Source organism: Nesterenkonia sp. K-15-9-6, from assembly GCF_052656005.1.
Window position 1 is genome coordinate 17,079 of record NZ_JBQYEY010000025.1, and the last position, 17,861, is coordinate 34,939.

Sequence of the window (17,861 nt, forward strand, 5' to 3'; positions counted from 1 at the left end):
GATGTCCCGGCCTGGGCACCGCGCGGGGCCGGTCATCCACCGCCTGGTCAGCGCCCCGAGCCCGGTGATGCTGACGCCGGCCGACCACGCACCCGGCGGACGAGACGCCGGGCCACACGCCGGAGCAGCGGGCCCCCATCCGCGGCCACCCGGGCGCGCTCGGCCTCCCGACGGGCCCGCTCCTGCTCCCGCTGGGCGCGCACCGCCTCACCCGCCGCCTCGAGGGTTGGGGCCAGAAGCATCCGCTCCGGGCCGACGCGCCCGCGGACCTCCTGCTGCAGGGCGGCCTCGGTCGACGTCGGCACGGCGACGTGCGTGACCACAGCGGCCACCGGCACGGACAGGTCCTCCGCCCGGGTGACCCAGAGGACGGACGGCACCCCCTGCTGCTCGGCCCGGACGAGGTCGTCGACGAGGTGTGGGTCGAGCGCCTCGGAGTCAAGATGGCGCGGGTCCAGCATCAGCGGTGCCGCCAGATCGGCTTCAGGGGTCATGGCTCCTCCTCAGCCGCGCAGCAGCGGGGTCGGGTCGGTCTCGGTCAGCCGGTCCTCATACCGGCGCAGCCACAGGGCCAGCAGGGCGAGTCCGCGGATCAGGTGCTGAGCCCGAGTGCGGGCGAGCTGGCGACGCCACAGCTCGGCGTCGCCGTCGCGCAGCTTCTCCCCCAGCAGGACGGCGACCGGGGAGCCCAGGATCAGCTCCCGGTACCAGACGGCGGCGTCCAGAGCCGCTCCACGGCGCACATGCTGACGCACCGTGGTCAGATCCGCAGCGGTGGGGATCTCCCCGAAGGAGGGGCGCACCCGGCGCAGCAGGTCCGGATACCAGCGGCCCTCCCGCTTGGACTCGTGGGTCAGCCGCAGCGCCTGGGAGACCACCTGGTGCGCCATGATCGGCACCGCCGTCGGCCGGCTGCCGCCGAGCACCGCGGCAGGTGCCATGCTGATCCCGGGCAGGGTGCGGGTCAGGTAGGCGGTGAGCGTGGCCCCCTGCGGATGGTCCGCCAACGGCTCGGCGATGCGCGTGTAGTCCTCTCGGCCCGCGGCGGCCAGCCGGTCCGCCGCCCCCGGAGCCAGCAGCTCCTCGGCCACCTGGAGGTAGCGCGCCAGGCGGCCGAACCGGGTCTCGAGGAGCCGCTGCGGCCCGGCACCGTCGGCGAGCGCCTGGGGGTCGTCGGGGAATCCACCGCCCAGGAACACTCCGCCGCCGAGTCCGTCCAGCACAGTTCCGGCCTGGGCGGCCAGCTCACGGGCCACGGGCATCAGCCACACGTGGAATGAGGCCTGGTGGCCGGTGAGCTCGGCGTAGTCCAGGAAGTCCTGGCTGAATCCTTCGTGCCGGCCGGAGACGATCCGCTGACGGATGCCCAGGTCGGCTGCGATGCGGGCCGCGGTGAGCTCCTCCAGGGTGGTGCCGGTGTCGGAGCTGGTGGTCCAGGCGGTCAGCGCCGCCGGGGCCGTCCCGGCGGCGACGGCGGCCTCGCGGGCCAGACCGGTGAGCATGCGGGAGTCGCGCCCGCCGGAGAGCATGGGCTGCAGGGGGCCGCCCGCGGCGTGCTGGCCGACCTGGTCACGCAGCGCGTCCACGACGTCACCGGTGAGCTCCTCGGGCGTCAGCCCGGGCTCCGGCGTGATCTGTTCCCAGGGCCAGGCGGCGCGGCCGCTGCGCGCGGAGCCCCCGGGGGCGACGTCGAGGTGTTCCATGGGCCCCAGGCGGCGGATGCCGGAGACGGTGGTGCGCCCGGCCAGCGGGGCGCCGATGCCGATGATCTGGGCCCACCCGTTCCAGTCCGGAGTCAGCGGGCCCGAGGCGGTGTCCACGAGGAGGTCCAGTCGGGTGGCGAAGTAGACGGCGTCTCGGGTCTGTTCCACGTAGAGCGGCTGCACCCCGGAGAGCGAGGCGTGCAGCACGGAGCTGCCCTCGGGCGTGCGGGCCACCCCGGCGACGTCTCCGTCGCGGGCGGCCTGTTCCCAGCCGCCGGAGAGCCCGAAAGCCGCCGGGTCCGGGGTGGCGGTGGAGAAGATCCAGGCCTCCCCGGTCGTCGCGGGCCGGGCACGCAGCCCCTGGCTGCCGATGAGCAGCAGGCCGGGGCGGTCGACGACGACGGCGCCGATCCCCGCGGCGCGGGCCATCCGGTGCACGCGCTCCGGGTCGCCGGCGCCGAGCATCCCGCAGACTCGGGTCGTCTCTGCCACAGGGCCTCATCTCACGTCGGCGTCTCAGGTGCGTCCTCCCGAGACCGAGGCCTCGGGTTGGTACGATCCTAACGCTCGAGAACCCCTTCACCTGGAGGCGACCACACCCCATGGAATCCGCTCGGGAATCCTCTGCCCACCCCTCGGAGGGCGCCGCCGACGGCGCAGCCGGCCAGGGTGCGGCCCGCCCGGCGACATCGCCCGCGCCTCCGGCCCCGTCCCTTCCGCGCAAAGTGGTCCGCAAGTCCCGGCAGATCGCGCGACGCGCCGGCCAGAAGCGCCGCAACTGGCGCAAGGAGCTGCGCAAGTCCCGGCGCTGGGCGCAGGACTATCGCAAGTTCCTCCGCAAGGAGTTCCGCTGGGAGACCTCGCCGACGATGCGGCGCCCCCAGTGGTGGGCCCAGGGGTTCCTGTCCCGCTCCGTGACGCTCTACGACCTGCCCAACGCAGACCAGCTGGACTACGTCACCGATGTGCAGCGCTACACGCGCACCAAGCGCATGGTGCATGAGCACCTGCAGGAGGTCCTGGACAACAAGTTCTCCTTCTTCCTGCTGATGAACCAGCTGGGCCTGGACTCCGATGTGGTGCCCCTGCTGGGCCTCTACTCGCGCGGCGAGGTCAGCGTCTTCCCGAACGACGACGAGGTCCCGCTGCGCGAGTTCCTGCAGACCCGCCTGGAGGTGGGTCGGCGGGTGTTCGTGAAGCCGCTGCGCGGCGCCGAGGGCCGGTTCGTCGTCGCGATCCGACGCACGGAGGACGGCTGGCGGATGAACGGCCGAGACTGTGACTTCGACGAGCTGGCGTCTTGGATCGAGGCACGTCCCAAGCCCATGCTGTTCGAGGCGGCGGTCCCTCAGGCCCCTGACCAGGCGCGGCTGAACCCGGAGTCCACCAACACGCTGCGGGTCCTGACCATGCCGGACCTGGCGCGGGGCAAGGAGCCCTTCGTCGCCGTCGCCGTCCAGCGCATCGGCACCTCGCGGTCCAACCATGTGGACAACTGGACCCAGGGGGGCCTCAGCGCGAAGATCGACCTGGAGACGGGCACGCTGTCCCGGGCGGGTCAGCTGCCGGATGACCACACCCCGGTGTGGCACAGCGTGCATCCGGACTCGGGGGCGCAGATCGAGGGCGCGGTCGTCCCGTTCTGGGAGGAGACCAAGGCGCTGGTGCTCGACGGGGCCCGGCGGCTGAGCTTCATGGAGTACATCGGCTGGGACATCATCATCAGCCCCACCGGCCCGGTCATCCTGGAGGCCAATGTGAACTCCGGGATGAACGTGCTGCAGGTCCACGGTCCGCTGCTGGCCGACGAGCGGGTGCGACGGTACTTCGAGAAGCGCGGCGTGGTGCCGAAGCGGCGCGACTGAACCGGCGGCCGCTCAGAGCGTGGTGGCCAGGTGGATCCGCCGCAGCCGGTCCAGCGCCGAGGGCAGCTCGGCGGCTCGGATCCGAGTGGAGGCGCCGTAGGACATCTGCAGCCGGGCTGACCAGCCTGTCCCTTCCGCTTCGGGTCGCTGGAGCACCACGACGCCGTCCGTGCCGGTGGTCTGCGCGTCAGCCTGATCGGTGATCAGCAGCACCGGCCCGGCCGCCTGGACGGCCTGGAGCAGGCCCTCGCCTGCCGCGCGGACCAGCGCCTGGTGCAGGCGCACATCGGCAGGGTTCGTCCCGCCGGAGCCGGTCAGCCGAGCCACGGTCCATCCGGACTCCGCGGCCCAGCCCTGGAGCGCCTGCCCGGCCGTCTCCCCGTCGGCCACCAGCACACCGGCGCCGGGCCCGGCGAGCGCGGAGACCTCCGCGGAGAAGCCTCCTCCCGGGCGCACCCGACGGGTGATGCCGTCCTGCAGCGCGTCGGCCCACCAGCCGCGCAGGGACTGCTCCACACCCCCTGCCGCATCCTCGCCCGCGGTCTCGCCGGCGCCGTGCAGCGCCAGCGACTCGCGGGCCAGCTCCCCAGCGGTGTCGAGGATCTTCTCCGGAGCACGGGTGAAGGCGCCCACCCGGGCCACCTCGGCCAGCACCTGGTCGGGGGTCTCAGGCGCGAGCACCAACGAGGCCCCGTACTGACGCCGCGCCCACTCGAGGTGGTCGACGGCGGCGGGCAGCCAGTTCTGCTCCTGCAGAGCGGCCCAGTCGGCCTCTCCCAGCAGGTGCTCCACCGTCCAGTCCACTGTGCGGATGGGTTCGGCAGTGGGCACGTCTGTGACGACGACGGCGCGGAAGGCATACGTCGCCTCCCGGATGATCTCCACGGCCCGGGTCAGCGCGGCATGCAGCGACGCCGTGCGTCGGGTCATCACCGCCAGCACCACGGGCAGCTCGTAGAACGTCTGCGGGCGCAGAGTCCCCAGCGGAGCGAAGTCCATGGTGGAGGGCACGGTCAGGACCTTCTCCCCGTGCCGGGCTCGGGCCCAGGACTCCAGGCTCGCGGACCAGGACTCGGTCGGCACGACGCCGCGGAGCTCCTCATCTCGCGGGGCGCCCTGCTCGGCGCTGGCTGAGGGGGCACTGTTCGACGGGCCGGAGGTCGGCATCAGCGGGTCTCCTGTCCGGGGGTGGCGATGGGCTGGGACTCACGGGCTGCTGGAAGGGCGGAGGTCGATGACATGCCCACCTCCGCGGGCGACAGCACCCGGCGGAAGCAGCTGGCGGTGCGCGGATCCGGGGCGACGTCGTCGCCGCCCACGCCCCGCACCCAGATCCCGGGGATGTCGGACCATGCCAGAGCCCGCAGCACCGCGTCCGGCACATGCTCCCCCACCACGGTGACCTCACCGGGTCGGTGCACGCGCAGCAGGCGGCGCAGCCCGTCCTGCAGGTGACGCTGCCAGGTCTGCTCATCGGTCTGCAGCCCGGCCGCGGTGCTGAGCTGCAGCACCGACGTGCCGGCTCCCCCGCCGCCCGCCGCGCCGGCGGCGTGCGTCGCACGTCGGCCAGGCGTGTCGGTCAGCTCCACCCGGAGCACGGGGCGCCCCTGGTGCAGATGGGCCTGGGCGGCGTCGAGGAGGTCGGTCTCCGCATCGGCGGCGATCAGCAGGGCCGGGCCGGGGCGGGCGGGCAGGTCGTAGGGATCGGCGGGAGCCGCGACGCCCGGCGCCTGGACCCCCAGCTCCTCGAGCCGACGAATGTGCATCTCCGGGCTGAAGGCCAGGGCGAAGTCCTGAGCGCGGGCGGACTGGGCGAGGAACTTCTCCCGGTCCGCGCGGTACTCGTCCACCAGGCCACGGACCTCCCGGGGGGAGGCATAGAGGGCGGCGTCGCCGAAGAGCTCCTCCAGGTACGGGGGCATGATCGCCACACAGCCGGCCGCGAGAGCCTCCATCGCGGCCCGCCCGAAGGCCTCCTTGAGGTCAGGGTGGTGCATGTAGACCCAGAAGTCGATGCGCTCCAGAAAGTGCGTGGGCTCCTCGCCGCCGAACTCGATGACATGCCAACGGGACGGCACATAGCCGAGCTTGTGCTCAGCCACCTGGGCACCGCCGAGGATCTCCACCTGGTAGTCCGGGGAGTCCGGATAGGCCTGCAGGATGTCCTTCCCGGTGGCCGGCCACTTGCCGGGCTGGGGGCGGGAGTGCCGTCCGATCACCGGCCGATCGCCGATGAATCCGGCGCGCCGGCGCACCTCCCCGGTGGTGCGGAAGATGTTGACCCAGTCGGTCTCGCGCAGCGGGACCCGGGTGGTCTGGTCGAGCACGGTCTGGCGCACCACCGGCCCGATGGGCGCCCACACCGACTCCACACCGAAGAGACGGCGGACCCGGGCGTCGGTGGCCTCGACCGGATAGTGCCACGTGTCGGCGGCGTCGACGGCGGCGTGGTTGACCACGATGATCACATGATCCGCGGTGAGCCCCTCGAAGGCGGAGAGGGTGCTGTAGATGACGGTGGGGTGCCTGATGATCAGCACCCGGGCGTGGAGCCTCGCCCGGGCGGAGGCGATCCGCACCCCCGGCAGGTCCAGGATGCGCTGGATGTGGGTGCTCCACGGATTGGGGTAATTGGTGATCGAGCCCGCCGCGTGGATCAGGGCGGTGCTGATCCCCGCCTCTGACTGGGCTCGGACCTCCTCGGCGATGCTGCTGGTGGTGCCGCCGGGGAGGCGGAAGTCCGAGAGGATCGCGACGTCGACGTCGGGGGTGTCCGCGGGGCCGGCCGGGACTGGAGCCATGGCCGCCCTCAGCCCTGCTCGGGAGTCCGCGGGGCGGCCGAGACGTTGGTGGATCCGGTGGACCCACCGGCGCCGCCGGGGAAGGACTCGTCGAAGAGCCTGCGCCGCATCTGGGCCTGGGCGGCCTCCTGCTGCTGCAGCAGCTGCGCCAGGCGCTGCTCATTGGCCCCGTGGGCCTCGAGCTCCTCCCGCACGCCGGCGATGACGTCCTCCGGGGAGATCTCCGGACGCGGTTCGCCGACCCGTCCCTCGTCAGAACGGGTCCTGGTGCGCAGGACGGCCCGGTGGATCACCGCGGCACAGCCGGCGATGAGCCCCTGAGTGGCCAGCAGCAGCACGACCAGCCCCACCGTGTCCTGGCCCAGCAGGATCGCGACGACGCCCCCGAGGGACACCACCGCCGTGGCCGCGAACACCGCGAGCAGCAGGCGCATCCGGCGCAGTCGCCGACCGATCATCATCACCTGTCCCACTCTCCATGGTTCGTCCGGAATCGACAGCATCATTCATATCAGAGCCGAGGCCCGCCGCGTCGCCGCCGCACCGCGTGGAGAGGCGGCTCACAGCCACTGATCAGGACGGGCGGCCACGTCGTGCCGCAGCATGCATCGCACGGTCAGCGGACCTCCAGCGACCACCCAGGATCCGGCCCCATGATGGCGGCGTGACGGAACCCCATGCCTACGAGATCGCTGCGCACATGGCCCCCTTCGGGAAGCGGCCGCTGAGCACCGTCCTGCTGGAGCGCGAATGCCTCCGGCACGGACTCACCACGCTGCGCAGCGGCGCCCTCACCTTCACCGCCGCCGACCCGGCCGGCCAGCGCATGGCGTTCTCGCGGACCGGCTCGGTGCTGAACTCGAACCCGGCGGCGCCGGTGGCGCGGAACAAGCAGTCCACCCGGCTGCTCCTCGAGCAGGCCGGTGTGCCCGCCCCGCGGGGCCGGCGCTTCTCCCGGACCGGACTGCAGGCCGCGTTGGCATTCGCGGAGCAGATCGGCTGGCCGGTGGTCTGCAAACCCGTCGAGGGAGCTGAAGGCCGGGGCGTGGTGACCGGCATCCGCGATGCCGAAGAGCTGCGCTGGGCATTCCGCGCGGCCGTGGATGCGGCTCGCGGGGCCCGGGAGGTCCTGGTGGAGGAGCACATCGAGGCCGAGGCCTACCGGGTGATCGTGCTGGAGGGGGTGGCCGTCTCCGCACTGATCAGCCGACGCGGCGCCGTCGTCGGCGACGGTGAGCACACTGTGGAGGAGCTCATCGACGCCCGCCAGCGCCTGCGCGAGATGAACCCGCATCTCATCGGGCGACCCATCCCCCGGGGTGAGCCGTTGGAGCGGCTGCTGGCCCGGCAGGGTGCCGCCCTCGACACGGTCCTGGAGCCGGGCGTCCGGGTGGAGTACTCCTACGGCTCGAACACGCACCAGGGCGGAGAGCATGAGCAGGTCCTCCAGGACATGCACCCGTCCCTGATCGATGCCGCCTGCCGGGCGGTTGCCCAGATCCCGGGCCTCGGGTCGGCCGGAGTGGACTTCCTCATCGAAGACATCACCCGACCCGTGGACCAGCAGCGGGCCGCGATCTGCGAGATCAACTCGGTGCCGGCCATCGACTCCCATGAGTATCCCGTCTACGGTCCGGCGCTCCCGGTCGCTGCGCAGATGGTCTCGCGGGCCGCCGCGGCGGCGGGCCTGCGGCTGAGCACGCCGGAGAGCGACGAGGCCGAAAAGACCGAGAAGGCTGAGACGACCGAGAAGGCCGACATCCTCAGCGTGGAGATGACCATCACCGGACGGCTGCCGCGACGCGAGCACGCCGAGTGGTTCACCGACCAGGCCCGTGCGATGGGACTGCGCGGCACGTATCGTCGCCTCGACGAGCGCACGGCGCGGGCCGTGGTCGCGGGCCCGGCCGAGCATGTGGGCGTCTTCCTGTCGTTGGCCTATGAGGGGTCGGCGCGCTCGACCGTGCGCACCATCGAGTCACGCCCCTGCCCGACCCCGGCGGAGAGCGGCTTCGCCGTGCTGCCCGACGGCGCCCCGTCGGTCTCCACTGCCGAGCCGCTGCCGGGGGAGGCCGCCCGCGGCGCGCTGCGCGGTCACGAGGAGGACACTTGGCTGGTCCACACCGCCCTGCTGGAGGCCGGGCTGAGCACCCGAGCGCTGCCCGGGGGCTCTCTGGCCGCGTCGCCACGCGGCACCCGTCCGGGCCCCGATGTGCCCTCGGTCCCCTTCACCCACATGCGGTCGGTGGGCGCCACCTTCGGCGGCGGGTCGATGACCCGGGATCGTGCGGTGCTGTGGCCGGTGCTGGAGGCCCGCGGGGTGCCGACGCCGCAGTGGCGCCGGTTCCGCGTCGGCGCCGTCGAGCTGATGACCGAGTTCGCCGAGACCCTCGGCTGGCCGGTGGCGATCGGGGCGCGCGGCAGCGCGGACGACGCCGTCGCCGAGGATGCGGCCGCCTTGGCCGCCGCCGCACGCGAGAGGGCCGAGGAGGGACGACGCTCCGTGATCGTCTCCTCCTGCCGACCCGGTCGACGCGTGGATCTGCTCACCACGGAGAGTGCCGTGCTGGCCGCGGTGGAACCGGGACCCGACGGCGGCACCGTCATCCCTGTGGAGCGACTCTCCCCCGGGCTGCGCGGGATGGCGCTGCGGGCCTTCGCCGAGGTCCCCGGCGTGTCGCTGGCCCAGGTCCGACTCGCCGTCAGCGACCCGGAGGCTCCACTGGGGGCACAGCAGACCGTGGTGGTGGAGGACATCGCGCCGCCGCGGCCGCTGAGCACGTTCAGCGCCGACGGGTACCGCGATGCGCTGTCCCTGGCCCGCACGCTCGTCGGCCAGGAGCTGGACCGTGCCGGACTCGTCGACAGGGACGCCGGCACGGAAGCAGGTCCGATCGAGCAGACCCGGCAGCTGGTGGCCCTCGGGGTCCCGGCACCCGAAGAGGCCGCTCAACGGCTGGAGGACCGCGCCGCCGTCGTCGGCTGCCGGTGCGACGCGGCCCAGGTCGACCGCGAGGAGGCCACGTTGCGGGCGGAGGTCTCCGGCCGACCCGCCGAGCTCGCGCTGCTCGCCTGCCTGCTCCTCTCCTCGCGCAGCGGACCCCGGGCCGACGCCGTGCTGCTGGGCTGACGGCGGGGCGGTCCTGGTGATGAGGCCTCTCCGGCGGGCCGGCCCTGTCACCGACGCGCGTTAGACTCTCCTCGCAGGCATCACGACGGTCCTGCCCCGGCCCCTCGCCTACCGGCGCGGCGGGCGGGTTTGTAGACTGAGAGCGACTGTGGCCTGCTCAGGGGCCGGCCCCAGTCGCAGAATCACGCATGCGGATGGACGGACGCTTCCCGGACGGGACGCAGCAAGGATGCGCTCCGTCGCCGCAGAGGCCGACCATGAGGAGTCCAGCAGCTATGACGGGAACGGTCACGGAACCCCCGAATGAGCGCACACAGGAGCTGAAGCCCGTGCCGGAGCTGACCCCTCCGACCTCGGGCGACCAGCTGGACCCCCTGGTGGTGCAGCTCCTCGAGCAGCACCGGGCCCTGCTGCGCGAGCTGCAGTGGGCCTATAAGCAGCTGGACACCTTCCACCGCCTGGAGGTCGAGGGCGTGCTGAAGGACCTGTCCCGCAGCATCGATGAGAAGATGGCCGACCGCCAGCTCACCAAGAAGGTCGAGCGGCTCTCCAAGGACGTGGAGAAGCTCACCCGGGACGTGAAGTATCTGCGCCGGAACACCCCGGAGCTGTCCTCCCGGTTCACCCGCAGCGCCCGGCGCGCCGTCGCCGTGGCCGCCACCGACCCCAAGCGCGCGGCCCGTGCCGCGGCCCGCCGCCTGCCCCGCCCCGTGAAGGACCGTCTCAAGCGCCTCGCCGGAGGCGCCGGCCGATGACGTCGGAGCCGAACACCCTCCAGTACCGCATCGCTCAGCTCGAGCAGGGGCTGGAGCTCTTCGACACGCTCAGCTCCGAACCGGCGGCCGCGACGGCCCCCTTGGAGGATCTGCTCCAAGACTCCCGCTTCCGCCAGCTCTCCCCTCTGCGCGCCACCCCGTTCACCCACGGCGCGCTCAACGCGGAGGAGCTCCTGGAGAGCATCCGGCCCGCGATGGAGGCGCTGCCTGCCGGGGAGATGGGCATCTCCCGACCCCACAGTCGGCTGCGCATCGCCGTGGTCTGTGACAGCTTCTTCTACCAGTCCATGGACGGCCTGGTGGACCTGCTGCCGCTGAAGCCGAAGGACTGGCGGGCCCACCTCACGCAGGAGAACCGTCCCGACCTCCTGCTGGTCGCGGCCACATGGAAGGGCGTGGACGGCAAGTCCTGGATCGGCAACGCCCGGCCCGGCTCCTGGCGACGGCGGCAGCTGACCGACGTCATCATGCGGACCTTCCGCGAGCACGGCGTCCCGGTGGTCTACTACGGCAAGGAGGACCCGCCGAACTACGAGCTGTTCCTCTCCCTGGCCCAGGCCGCCGACCACATCCTCACCACCGCCGAGGAGATGGTCCCCCAGTATGAGCGGGACTGCCCCGACGCGCAGAGCATCGGGGTGCTGCCCTTCGGGGTGAACCCCCTGGTGCACACCCCCATCGGCTCCCGTCCGGCCGCCGGAGAGCTGATCCACTTCGCCGGGTCCTGGCTGCCGGAGAAGTACCCGCAGCGCACCACCTACGGGTCCTGGGCACTCAACGGCGTCATCCAGTCCGGCTACCCGCTGGTGATCATCGACCGGCACTCCGCCTTCGAGCCCAGCCCCTACGACCGTCGCTACAGCTACCCCCGCGGCTACGCTCCCTACATCGCGCCGGCCCAGCCCCGCGAGGATCTCATGGAGCTGCAGCGGGTCACCGATGTGGCGGTCAATCTGAACTCGGTGGTCGCCTCCCAGTCGATGTTCGCCAACCGGGTCCTGGAGCTGCAGGCCTCCGGGACGATGGTGATCTCCACCTACAACCAGGGTGTGAACTCGTTCTACCCGCAGGTGCACATCGCCAACTCTGCCGACGACGTCGCCGCGATGCTGAACTCCATCACCCTGGAGGAGCTGCGGCGCGTCCAAGGTGACGGCATCCGGAAGGTGTTCCTGGACGACCACGCCATCAACCGGCTGGCCGCCATCGCCCGTGCCGCCGGGGTCACGCCGCCACAGGACAGCGAGCGCATCCTGGCGGTCACGGACCGGCCCACCGAGGCGCTGGCGCGGGAGATGGCCGAGCAGACGCACTCCGAGATCCCGCTGACCACCTGGGACCGCCTGGCCCAGCACGACGGCGACTACGACATCCTGCTGCCGGTCACCCCGGATCGGCATTACACCCCCCGATACGCCGCCGACCATGCGGCGGCCTTCGCCTACCAGTCGGCGGGGATCACCACCAAGCTGGAGGGCACCGCGGCTGAGACCGACGACGACGCCCACCGCCACCACAGCGGGATCCGGCGACTGGAGCTGACGGCCTGGTGGCGCCCGAGCGTCGACGGCGTCGACTCCCCCGGCGCTCTGGCCTCCCGGGCGCGCGAGGCGAGGGTCTACGCGGTGGACCACCTGAACCATCACCCGGCGAACCGGGCGGTGACGATCTCCCCGAACACCGGGGAGCTCTCGGGCGTGGCCCAGGCGCTGAAGGACATCCAGGACGACCTGGTGTTCTCCAACGCCGACCCCGCCCAGCTGGGCCACTCCGCGCACGGACCGTTGGCCCGGCGCATCCTGACCCCGCGCCGCCCCGCACCGGACCCGGTCCTCGGCGACGACCTCGACGGGGCCCGCCGGGAGTTCCGCGCCGTGGCCCAGCAGTACGGGCTGACGCTCACCGTGGTGGTGCCGGTGTTCAACAACGGGGACCATCTGCGGCACAAGTGCTTCGCCTCCCTGCGCCGCTCCACGATCTTCGACACCATGCATGTGCTGCTGATCGACGACGGCTCCACCGATGCCGCCACCACGGACACGGTGGAGGACCTGGCGCACACCTATCCGAACGTCTCCGCCTTCCACCACCCCCGGGGCGGCTCGGGTTCCGCCTCCCGCCCACGGAACACGGGCCTCCAGCTGGCCGCCACCGAGTTCGTCACCTACCTGGATCCCGACAACGAGGCCGTGGAGTCCGGATACACCAGGCTCTACGAGGAGATCGTGGATCACCCGGAGGTCGACTTCGCCCTGGGTCACATGACGCTGTGGCGGAACACCCCCACCCGGCGGCGCCAGAAGAACGTCAAGACGGTGAAGTTCCTCAGCAGCCTGGCCAAAGGCATGGAGGAGGACGAGCAGGGAAACCTCCTCAGCGACGACGACGTGCTGACCCGCACCGCGTTCATGCCGTTCAGCATCCAGGCGATGATCGCCCGCACCGACTGGCTGCGGGCCCTGGGCATCCGACAGCCCGTGGGCGGCGTGGGCCAGGACTCCTATTTCTCGCAGCAGATGCTGCACTACGCCCGACGCATCCGACCAGTGCGCACCAAAGTGCACACCTACTACAGCGAGGTCAGCGACTCCACGGTCAACACGGTCAGCGCCCGGCTGTTCCACCGGTATGTGACGCTGGAACGGGACCGGTGCGAGTGGCTGCGGTCGGTCGGCCTCCTCGAGGCGTACCGGCGGACCCGCCTGGAGGACTATCTGGTCACCTGGTATCTGAAGAAGCTGGCAGGGGTCCCGGCCGATCAGTGGTTGGAGGCCGCCCAGACCCTGGCCTGGATCGTGGATCTGTACGGGGGCTATGACGGCGACCGTCCCGAGATCCTGGCCTTCTATGACGCACTGCGGACCGGTGAGGAGAACGTTCGATGACCCGTCCGCCCACCGGAGAGTTCGCCTCCCGGATCGAGGAGCTGGACGCTGGACTCCGGGCCCTGGACGGCCTGGTCGCCGGCGGCGGTTCGCAGCGGTCCCTGCGTCGCACGCTGCTGCGTCAGGGAGCTCCGCACCCTTCGAGCCCCTTCGCTCGGGACGCCAAGGACGTCGGGGAGCTCATCGACCAGCTGACGCCGGTGCTGGAGGAGCTGCCGGCCGGCGAGCACGGCATCGCCGCCCCGCCCACCGGCCTGCGGGTCGCGGTCATCTGTGACGAGCCGCTGCTGCGCACGTTCTCCGGGCTGGCCGAGCTGACCCCGCTGACTCCGCGCCACTGGCGCACCCAGCTGGAGGAGTCCGGCGTTCCGGATCTGATGCTCATCACCCCGGTGGTGTCCGGGCCCGACGGCGGCTGGGCAGAGCTGGAGGACGCCACCTCCCTGCAGCGAGAGCTGCTGGTGGGGCAGATCCTGCCGCATGTGCGGGCACTGGGCGTCCCGGTGGTCTTCTGGGGCACGCAGGTGCCCCGCTTCTATCCGCAGTGGCGGCGCGTGGCCGCCGAAGCGGACCATGTGCTGACCACTACGGCGGAGCATCTGGACCGATACGCCGAGGACTGCCCGCGGGCGGAGTCGGTGGGGCTGCTGACCCTCGGAGTGAACCCGCTGCACCATTCGCCGATCGGCAGCCGACCGGCGGCCACGGACCTGATCCCGTTCTTCGGGACCTGGCATGAGCGGCTGTTCCCGCAGCGTCGGCAGTATGCCACCTGGCTGCTGGACGGTGTGCTGGACTCCGGACGTCCGCTGGCCCTGATGGACCGGCGTTCCCAGGACCCGTCCCGCACCGGGGAGACGGCCTGGCCGCCGCACTGCACCCCGTATCTGACCACCACCAGGTCCCGCGACCTGGTGGCTCGGCTGCACCGGGCCGCCGATCTGGGGATCGCTCTGAACTCGGCGGTCGCCTCGCAGACGATGTTCAGCGACCGGATCCTGGAGCTGGAGGCTGCGGGCACGATGGTGCTCTCCACCTACAGCCAGGGGGTGAACTCCACCCATCCGCATGTGCACATCACCCAGTCTCCCGAGGATGTGGCCGCCGCGCTGGAGGTGCTGACGCTTCCCGAGCTGCGCCGGGCGCAGGGGGACGGCATCCGCACTGCGTTCCTGCAGCATCACGCCGCCGACCGGCTGTGGGCTCTGGCCGCGGTCGCAGGGGTCTCCGGAGCCGTGACGCAGGCGCCGGGCGAGGTTTCCGTGCGTCGTGTGCTCGCCGTCGCGGAGGAGCCGACCGACGTCCTGGCCGATGATCTGGCCGGTCAGACGCTCGGTGCCGTCGAGCTGGTGAGCTGGGAGGAGCTCTCCCGGCGCGCTGCGGCGGGCTCCTCCGAGGTGGACATGCTGCTGCCGGTCAGCCCGCGCCGACGCTATGGCGCCACCTATGCAGCAGACCATCTGGCCACGTTCTCCCACCAGCGGGACTGCGTCTCCACCAAGCTGGCGATCGGAGGCTCGGAGGCCGAGGAGGCGGAGATCCTGCGGGCCGACACCGGCTCCCACCGTCACCGGGTGGGGGTGGAGGACCTCACGCTGAGCGCCTGGTGGCGTCCCGGACCGGATCGCCTGCTCTCCGCGGAGCGGCTGGAGCACATCTCCCGCAGCGTGCAGGCGTACGCGAGCGACGGATTCGGGCACCGCCCCGCCGAGGAGCGGGTCAGCCTCCAGGGCCGAACCGGTGACGACGACGTCGAGGCCGTCGCCGCCGAGGTGCGACGCACCGCCGAGCGGCTGGGCCTGCGGCTGACCGTGGTGATCCCGGTCTTCGACAACGGCGAGCACCTGCGGCACAAGGCGTTCGCCTCGCTGCGCCGCTCCTCGATCTTCGAGCAGATGCATGTGCTGCTCATCGACGACGGCTCCCGGGGACGCGCCACGGTGGAGACCGTGGAGGAGCTGGCGCGCCGCCATCCGAACGTGACGGCGTACCGTTTCGCCGTCGGTGGCTCGGGCTCGGCGTCGCGGCCCCGTGACCTGGGAGTGCGGCTGGCCGCCACCGAGCACCTGGCGTTCCTGGATCCCGACGACGAGATGGTCTCCGACGGGCTGGCGAAGCTCGTGGCCGATCTGGACGCCCATCCGCAGGTGGACTTCGTGGTGGGGAACTTCACCCGCTGGTCCACCCGGCACCAGCTGCTGGACCACCATGCGGAGGTCCGGGAGATCTTCGCCGAACATCTCGACGGTCACGGCACCGTGGTGCTGCCTCAGAACCCCCACGAGCTGTGGGGCTTCCGTTCGCTGCGGATCCATTCCGCCGTAGTGCGCACCGCCTGGCTGCAGGGGCTGCAGCCGGTGCAGCCCCAGGGCGCGGCCGGACAGGACAACTTCCTGGCCCAGCAGATGATGCACCGCGCCCGCCGGATCCGCACGGTGGACGTGCCGGTCAACGCCTACTACAGCGAGGTGGCCGGCTCCATGGTCAACTCGGTGTCTCCGCGGTACTTCCGCAAGTACGTGCCGCTGGACCGGGCGCGGGCGGACTGGCTCCGGGAGCACGGCCTGCTGGAGACCTACCGCCGCACGCGGTTCGAGGGCTACACGGTCAACTGGTACCTGAAGAAGCTCCGGCTCGTGTCGGAGGACGAGTGGCTGGAGGCCGCAGAGGCGATCGCGGAGATCCTCTCCTTCTACGGCGACCACGAGTGGACCGATCCGGCGGCGCTGGCGTTCTTCGACGACCTTGCGGCCGCCCGCGCAGCGCGGAGGGGAGACCGATGACTGACCAAGCAGAGAGCCTCGACCTCCCAGAGCACCCCGCATCGCCGGAGTCCGCCGAGCGGACCGGCGATGCGAATCTGGACTTCGTGCGCACTCAGCTGGCACATCGGCATCTGCAGTTCACCCCGGTGCCCTCCTGGCCGGGGCACCGCCGAGCCCTGAAACAGGAGGCGGTGCGACGCGGACTGACCGTCAGGGACGCGGAGAAGGCCAGCTACTTCTTCGACGGTGGCCGCTGCGTGGGCGGCACGGTGGGGCTGATCAGCACCCTGGCCGGGTACTCCGCCGTGCGCACCACCGGGTCCAAGGCCCTCACCAAGGATCTGCTCTCCCGGGCGGGTCTGCCGGTGCCGCAGGGGCGGCACTTCGGTGCCAAGCGGCTGGAGTCCGCGGTGTCCTGGTGGGCCGACCAGACGCAGGCAGGGTCGGCGGGCGACGTCGTCGTCAAGCCGGTGGACGGCAACGCCGGCCGCGGGGTCAGCGTGGAGGTGCGCACCGAGGAGCAGCTGCGGGCCGCCTGGCAGCTGGCCCGCCGGGAGTCCAGCCGCAAGCAGATCATCGTGGAGCAGCAGGTGGCGGGAGTCGACACCCGGGTCTTCGTGGTCGGCCGACGCGCCGTGGCAGCCACCGTGCGCGTGCCGGCCCACGTGATCGGTGACGGCACCCGCAGCGTGGCCTCGCTGGCCGAGGAGTATGAGCAGGCCCGCACAGTGCACTCGTACCTGTCGTCCCGGCCGACATACCTGGACGTCGGCCTGTTGGGGCGTCGCGGCGTCGCCCTCGACGACGTCCCGGCGCCCGGGGAGGTGGTCTTCCTCAACGGGACGGCGAACGTCTCCCAGGGCGGGGTCACCGTGGACGTGACCGAGCAGATCCATCCCCAGCTGCTGGATCTGGCGGTCCGGGCCGTGGACGCCTTCCCGGACCTGCGGGCCGCTGGGGTGGACCTGCTGGTCCCGGATCTGGGCGCTCCGGAGGGTGCCACGGTCATCGAGATCAACACCTCGGCCAACTTCTCCATCAATCAGGTGCCCGGCTACGGCCCGCCCCGGGACGTGGCGGCGGCGATGCTGGAGGAGATGCTGGCCGGCCGATGAACGGCCTTCCAGCAGTTGAGAACCCCCAGCCGTCCGCCCGGAGAGGTCTGCGGAGGCGTTTAGACTGAGTGGCACGGAAGCTGGGGGAGGCTTCCGGGGCAGAGCATGCGCTGATCACGGCATGCACAGAACACAGCACACCTTTGATGACTGGACGGACAAGGAGTCACGCGTGAGTGCAGGGGCAGCAACGGACCATGAGGCGACGATCCTCGAGGGGACGACGGAGACCACCGCAGATGAGGTGAGCGCCGCCCAGTCGGCGTCTGCCGAGGAGCCCATGCCGGAGGTGGTCGAGGCGCTGCTCGATCAGCAGCGGGCCCTGCTGCGCGAGCTGCAGTGGACGTATCAGCAGCTGGACACGTTCAACCGGAACGAGACCCAGCGGGTGCTGAAGAACCTGGCCTCGAAGATCGCCAGCTCGCCGGCCGTCTCCGACGAGCGGCTGGGCCAGGCGGAGAACACGCTGCGCAAGGAGATCCGCAGGGCCGGGAACTACGCCCAGCGCGTCCCGTCCGGCTTCCCGAAGCGGTTCCAGGAGCTGGAGCGGCGTCTCGACGGCGTCGAGCAGCGGCTGGGGTCGTTGGAGAAGCGGCTGACCGCCCTGGAGAAGCCGCTCGCCGCACTGAGCACATCCCTGAAGAAGGTGGACCGCTCGGTGGACCGTCTGGTCCGGGCCGAGCAGGCCCGGGGGGCGGTGCAGCGTTCGGTGAAGCGTGCGGTGCGGACCGTCACTCCGGAACCCGTGCTGCGGCGCGTGCGCCAGTCCGGCCCCCGGACGGATGCGGGCCAGTGAGCGGGGCGCCGCACTCGGTCAGGTT

At 71.7% G+C, this 17,861-nt stretch carries 12 protein-coding genes; 7 read left to right on the forward strand and 5 right to left on the reverse strand.

What is annotated here, in order from left to right; genetic code table 11:
• Window positions 1-47 precede the first annotated feature (47 nt).
• The gene (locus SD455_RS13595; protein WP_445508438.1) at window positions 48-494 is read right to left on the reverse strand and encodes a hypothetical protein; all 447 of its coding nucleotides are present in this window, start codon (window positions 492-494) and stop codon (window positions 48-50) included.
• 9 nt (window positions 495-503) lie between these two features.
• Window positions 504-2,195 carry an asparagine synthase-related protein gene (locus tag SD455_RS13600; RefSeq protein ID WP_445508439.1) on the reverse strand — a complete coding sequence of 564 codons (1,692 nt, stop codon included), beginning with the start codon at window positions 2,193-2,195 and terminating at the stop codon, window positions 504-506.
• A 110-nt stretch (window positions 2,196-2,305) separates the two neighbouring features.
• Here SD455_RS13600 and SD455_RS13605 point away from each other — a divergent pair, with 110 nt between their 5' ends.
• Window positions 2,306-3,568 carry a sugar-transfer associated ATP-grasp domain-containing protein gene (locus SD455_RS13605; protein ID WP_445508440.1) on the forward strand — a complete coding sequence of 421 codons (1,263 nt, stop codon included), beginning with the start codon at window positions 2,306-2,308 and terminating at the stop codon, window positions 3,566-3,568.
• Window positions 3,569-3,580: 12 nt separating this feature from the next.
• Here the strand turns inward: SD455_RS13605 and SD455_RS13610 are convergent, their stop codons facing one another.
• Genes SD455_RS13610 through SD455_RS13620 form a run of 3 tightly spaced genes read right to left on the reverse strand, consistent with a single transcriptional unit; the run spans window position 3,581 to window position 6,833 of the window.
• Window positions 3,581-4,735: a hypothetical protein gene (locus tag SD455_RS13610; protein ID WP_445508441.1), complete on the reverse strand. Its 1,155-nt coding sequence runs from the start codon at window positions 4,733-4,735 to the stop codon at window positions 3,581-3,583.
• The gene (locus SD455_RS13615) at window positions 4,735-6,369 is read right to left on the reverse strand and encodes a glycosyltransferase (protein WP_445508442.1); all 1,635 of its coding nucleotides are present in this window, start codon (window positions 6,367-6,369) and stop codon (window positions 4,735-4,737) included. The genes SD455_RS13610 and SD455_RS13615 overlap by 1 nt, the downstream gene beginning before the upstream one ends.
• Before the next feature lie 8 nt (window positions 6,370-6,377).
• Complete coding sequence (locus SD455_RS13620; RefSeq protein WP_445508443.1) at window positions 6,378-6,833, reverse strand: hypothetical protein; 456 nt, start codon at window positions 6,831-6,833, stop codon at window positions 6,378-6,380.
• Window positions 6,834-7,033: 200 nt separating this feature from the next.
• On the opposite strand from SD455_RS13620, the gene SD455_RS13625 reads away from it, so the two are divergent.
• The 6 genes from SD455_RS13625 (at window position 7,034) to SD455_RS13650 (ending at window position 17,836) form a co-directional block, all read left to right on the forward strand.
• Entirely contained in the window at window positions 7,034-9,499 is a 2,466-nt protein-coding gene (locus SD455_RS13625) for an ATP-binding protein (RefSeq protein WP_445508444.1), read from the forward strand.
• A 275-nt stretch (window positions 9,500-9,774) separates the two neighbouring features.
• A complete protein-coding gene (locus SD455_RS13630; protein WP_445508445.1) occupies window positions 9,775-10,254 on the forward strand; it encodes a hypothetical protein in 480 nt (159 codons plus the stop codon).
• Window positions 10,251-13,160 carry a glycosyltransferase gene (locus tag SD455_RS13635; RefSeq protein ID WP_311026108.1) on the forward strand — a complete coding sequence of 970 codons (2,910 nt, stop codon included), beginning with the start codon at window positions 10,251-10,253 and terminating at the stop codon, window positions 13,158-13,160. The genes SD455_RS13630 and SD455_RS13635 overlap by 4 nt, the downstream gene beginning before the upstream one ends.
• Window positions 13,157-15,943, forward strand: a complete 2,787-nt coding sequence (locus tag SD455_RS13640; protein ID WP_445508446.1) for a glycosyltransferase — start codon at window positions 13,157-13,159, stop codon at window positions 15,941-15,943. The genes SD455_RS13635 and SD455_RS13640 overlap by 4 nt, the downstream gene beginning before the upstream one ends.
• Window positions 15,940-17,040: an ATP-grasp domain-containing protein gene (locus tag SD455_RS13645; RefSeq protein ID WP_445508447.1), complete on the forward strand. Its 1,101-nt coding sequence runs from the start codon at window positions 15,940-15,942 to the stop codon at window positions 17,038-17,040. Before SD455_RS13640 ends, SD455_RS13645 begins: the two co-directional genes overlap by 4 nt.
• Before the next feature lie 172 nt (window positions 17,041-17,212).
• Window positions 17,213-17,836: a hypothetical protein gene (locus SD455_RS13650; protein WP_445508448.1), complete on the forward strand. Its 624-nt coding sequence runs from the start codon at window positions 17,213-17,215 to the stop codon at window positions 17,834-17,836.
• The last annotated feature ends 25 nt before the right edge of the window (window positions 17,837-17,861 follow it).

Coding starts and splice junctions, on each gene's coding strand:
- SD455_RS13595 (WP_445508438.1), bottom strand. CDS start 494: ATGACCCCTGAAGCCGATCTGGCGGCACCGCTGATGCTGGACCCGCGC.
- SD455_RS13605 (WP_445508440.1), top strand. CDS start 2,306: ATGGAATCCGCTCGGGAATCCTCTGCCCACCCCTCGGAGGGCGCCGCC.
- SD455_RS13610 (WP_445508441.1), bottom strand. CDS start 4,735: ATGCCGACCTCCGGCCCGTCGAACAGTGCCCCCTCAGCCAGCGCCGAG.
- SD455_RS13615 (WP_445508442.1), bottom strand. CDS start 6,369: ATGGCTCCAGTCCCGGCCGGCCCCGCGGACACCCCCGACGTCGACGTC.
- SD455_RS13630 (WP_445508445.1), top strand. CDS start 9,775: ATGACGGGAACGGTCACGGAACCCCCGAATGAGCGCACACAGGAGCTG.
- SD455_RS13635 (WP_311026108.1), top strand. CDS start 10,251: ATGACGTCGGAGCCGAACACCCTCCAGTACCGCATCGCTCAGCTCGAG.
- SD455_RS13640 (WP_445508446.1), top strand. CDS start 13,157: ATGACCCGTCCGCCCACCGGAGAGTTCGCCTCCCGGATCGAGGAGCTG.
- SD455_RS13645 (WP_445508447.1), top strand. CDS start 15,940: ATGACTGACCAAGCAGAGAGCCTCGACCTCCCAGAGCACCCCGCATCG.